Source organism: Phenylobacterium sp. (assembly GCF_030698145.1).
GTDB lineage: Bacteria > Pseudomonadota > Alphaproteobacteria > Caulobacterales > Caulobacteraceae > Phenylobacterium.
Window position 1 is genome coordinate 1 of sequence record NZ_JAUYNW010000114.1, and the last position, 3,640, is coordinate 3,640.

Genomic DNA, 3,640 nt, shown 5'->3' on the forward strand with positions numbered 1-3,640 from the left:
TGCTCAGACCGGTCGAACCTCCGTTGAAGGGCATTTTAGTCCCCCTCACCCGGCCATGCGGCCGGGAGCTCCCCCAGAGGGGGAGCATCTGGCCACCGTGCCACTTGGATCTACGGCCATATGCGATAGCCCTGCCCCAGAGGGGGAGGTGGCGCGTCGCCTCTATCGGCGACGTGACGGAGGGGGGTTGCAGCCCACCAACAAGAGTCAAAGTCCCCCTCAGTCACCTGCGGTGACAGCTCCCCCAGTGGGGGAGCATCTAGCGGTGACGCGGCCGAGCGCTAGAGCGCCACGCAGGCCGGCTGGGTGACAAGCATCACCGAGTCCTGGCGGAAGTTGCGCACATAGGCCTTGCGCGCCTCGTCCAGCTTGCGGCCGGAGTCACCCTTCGTGGGCAGGACCAGGACGACGATCTTCGAGGCTTCGCGGATCAACTTGTTCTCGTCGCCCTTCCATTGGCCGCCGCCGTCCAGGACGGTCAGGCCCTCGGGAAAGCGCGGGGTCAACTCATGGTCGACGAAGGCGCGGAAGTCGGCGTCCGTCACCCCGGGCTTGTCTCCGATGTTGCGGCCGAAGAACAGCTGGGCGGTGCGCATGGGCTCCTGGCCGGCCGGACAGGCGAGCGTGTCCAGGGTCGCGCAGCCGCTGAGGGTCAGCAGGGCCAGGCAGGCCGAAATAGGAAGCAGTCGCACCATGGCGCACGCCTAGCACGGGTCGGCGGGTGGGCGGAACCGGCCGCTGCTATTCGTCGCGGGTCTCGTCGTCCTCGTCGGACTCGAAGTCGTCCTCGTCCTCCACCTGACCCAGCCGGTCCAGCAGCAGATAGACGGCGACGGCGAAGAGGCCGATGCCAACGACACTGGCGATCCAGGCCAGGGTGGGCAGGTTGTTGACCCCGCCCAGCACGCCGCCGCTGAAGATCCCGACCCCGACCACCGCCAGGACAGCGGGGGGCAGCAGGGCCGACACGGCCGACACGGTCGGGGCGTGGCCGGGCGCGATCGGCAGCACGATCGCGTCGTTCTCGATGACGTCGTTCTTGGCGACCGGCTCGTCGGCGACCGGGCCGGATGTGGTCTCGGGAAAGGCTTCCGCCGGCTCCGGCTCGGACGCGGCCTCGACTTCAGGTGCGGCGTGGTCGTTGGCGACCAGCAGCGGCGGATCGAACAGGCTGGGGCCGGACTCGTTGGCGGGCTCCGGCGGCCGGGGGACGCGGTCCAGGGCCTCGGGGCGGAAGTCTTCCTCGGGCGGCGTCAGAGCGAATTCCGCGGCCGCGGGGGGCTCGGGTTCGGCGAAGATCGTCGAGAGGCGCGAGGTCACGGCCTCGGCGGCCCCCTGGGTGGGGCTCGCGGCCTCCTCCTCCGGCGCCACCGGCTGTGGAGCGAGGGTCTCGTCGCGCCGGGCCACTGCGTGGTCGCCGTCCAGCGCCACGGCGAGCGCAGTCGGGACCTGGCGAGGCACGATGCCGGTGGCGTCCATGTCCACCTTCGGCCGCAGGATCGGCGTCGGCGCAGGCACGAAGCCGCCTGGCGGGGTCAGGAACAGGGTCTTCTCGACCGACCGGCGGCGGACCAGGGCGTCGACGACGATCCGCTCGCCCTCGAACTCGGCCTTGCGCCACAGTTCCATGGCGCTGGCGGCCTGCAGGAGCTGGCCCTCGTTGAGCCGGCGCAGCACCGAGGAGCGCTGGAAGTTCTCGACCCCGATGTTGAAGGCGAAGGCGCAGAGCGCGTCGAACTGGTTCTGGGTCAGGGGCGCGAAGACATGCTCGTTCACCGCGTGGGCGACGGCGATCAGGTCGTAGAGCAGCAGGGCCTCGGCGTCGGACTCCGAGACCTCGGCGCCTTCGCGCGCGGTCAGGGTGTGGCCGTAGCCGATGGTCCAGCCGCCGGCGGGAAGCTGGGCCGACCTGCGGCGATAGCCCTCGAAGCGCTTGATGTGCTCAATCGCTTCGCGGGTTATCCGAAAACGCGGTTTCATGGCCGACATGACCCATCCTGACACAGGCGCCGGGGCGCTACCCTATCGGCCCGCAAGATAGGGGCCGATCAGGTCAGGATCAGAGCCGCCAGGCCCAGGAAGGCGAAGAAACCCGTGAAGTCCGTCGCGAAGGTGACGAACACCGACGAAGACACCGCCGGGTCACGGCCAATCCGCTCCAGCAGGAGGGGCGCCATGACGCCGGCCAGGGAGGCCACGAACAGGTTGATCACCAGGGCCAGGCCGAAGGTCAGCGCGAGCAGCATGTTGCCGAACAGGGCGTAGACCACCCCGCCCGTCACCACCGCCAGGGCCACGCCGTTGGCCAGGCCGACGATCATCTCGCGGACCACGGTGCGGTAGGCGTTGACGTCCGACAGCTCCTTGCTGGCGAGCGCGCGCACCGCAACGGCCAGGGCCTGGGTGCCGGCGTTGCCACCCAGCGAGGCCACGATGGGCATCAGGATGGCCAGGGTCACCAGCTTGCCGATCTCGCCTTCGAAGGCGCGGATCACGCCGGCGGCCAGGGCCGCGGTGATGGTGTTGACCATCAGCCAGGGCAGCCGCGCGCGGATGATGTCCAGCACGGCGGCGTTGCGGCCGGCGTCGGACACGCCGGCCAGGGCCAGGATGTCCTCTTCGCTCTCGTCCTGGATGACGCCGACGATGTCGTCGACGGTGATCTGGCCCACCAGCCGCCCGCCCGGCTCCACAACGGGAGCCGAGATCAGGTGGTACTTGTCGAAGATGTAGGCGACCTCTTCCTGGTCCATGCCGACCGGTATCTCGGTGACCGGCTCCATGATGCTGGCCAGCGGCGTGTCGCGCCGGGCGCGCAGCAGGTGGCTGACCGGACAGGCGCCGACAGGGCGATAGCTGGGATCGACCACATAGACGTCGAAGAACAGCTCGGGCAGGTCGTCGGCTTCCTTGCGGAAGTGGTCGATGGTCTGGCCCACGGTCCAGAACTGCGGGGCGGCCACCACCTCGCGCTGCATCAAGCGTCCGGCGGTCTCGTCTTCGTAGGACAGCGAGCTCTCGATGGCCGTCCGCTCGGTCTCGGGCATGGCCGCCAGGACCTGGGCGCGCTTGTCGTCCTCCAGGTCGTCGACCACGTCCGCCGCGTCGTCGGAATCGAGTTCGCCCAGCGCCTTGGCCAGGGTCGCCGGCGAGACGGTCTCGAGGACCTCCTCGCGGATCTCGGTGTCCAGTTCGGAGAGAATCTCCGCCAGGGCTTCCGGCGCCAGGTGGGCCAGGATCTCCTCGCGGTAGTCCGCCGACAGGAAGCCCATCAGGTCGGCGACGTCGGCCGGGTGCAGTGCGCCCAGCAGCTCGCGCAGGCGCTCGGCGTCGCCGCGATCGGCGGCGTCCACCACCATCGCGACGAAGTCCGGGTTTAGGGCGTAGTCCTCGCCAAGCGCGAGGTCTTCAAGATCTTCTTCCAGCTCAGGAGCGAGATCGTCACGGGCTTCGGACAGGTCGGCCGTTTCGCGGCTCATGCGGACCTCCCTGGGCTTTTGGACTGACGGTTTGCTCTATGGCTGTTGAAGACCTTGATTCACTGGTGCGGTCGAGAAGACTCGAACTTCCACGGGTTGCCCCACAGCGACCTCAACGCTGCGCGTCTACCAATTCCGCCACGACCGCTCGTGGTGAGGCG

The 3,640-nt window shown here is 69.0% G+C and carries 3 protein-coding genes and 1 tRNA gene; all 4 read right to left on the reverse strand.

What is annotated here, in order from left to right:
- Nucleotides 1-281: 281 nt before the first annotated feature.
- The 4 genes from Q8Q77_RS16995 to Q8Q77_RS17010 all read right to left on the reverse strand — a co-directional run bounded on the left by Q8Q77_RS16995 (nucleotide 282) and on the right by Q8Q77_RS17010 (nucleotide 3,627).
- Nucleotides 282-695, reverse strand: coding sequence for a DUF3574 domain-containing protein (locus Q8Q77_RS16995; RefSeq protein WP_305584841.1), 414 nt, complete (start codon nucleotides 693-695; stop codon nucleotides 282-284).
- Nucleotides 696-741: 46 nt separating this feature from the next.
- A complete protein-coding gene (locus Q8Q77_RS17000) occupies nucleotides 742-1,980 on the reverse strand; it encodes a lysozyme (RefSeq protein ID WP_305584842.1) in 1,239 nt (412 codons plus the stop codon).
- Nucleotides 1,981-2,048: 68 nt separating this feature from the next.
- Entirely contained in the window at nucleotides 2,049-3,479 is a 1,431-nt protein-coding gene (gene mgtE / locus Q8Q77_RS17005; RefSeq protein ID WP_305584843.1) for a magnesium transporter, read from the reverse strand.
- A gap of 63 nt (nucleotides 3,480-3,542) precedes the next feature.
- A tRNA-Leu gene (locus tag Q8Q77_RS17010) sits at nucleotides 3,543-3,627 on the reverse strand.
- Nucleotides 3,628-3,640: the final 13 nt, after the last annotated feature.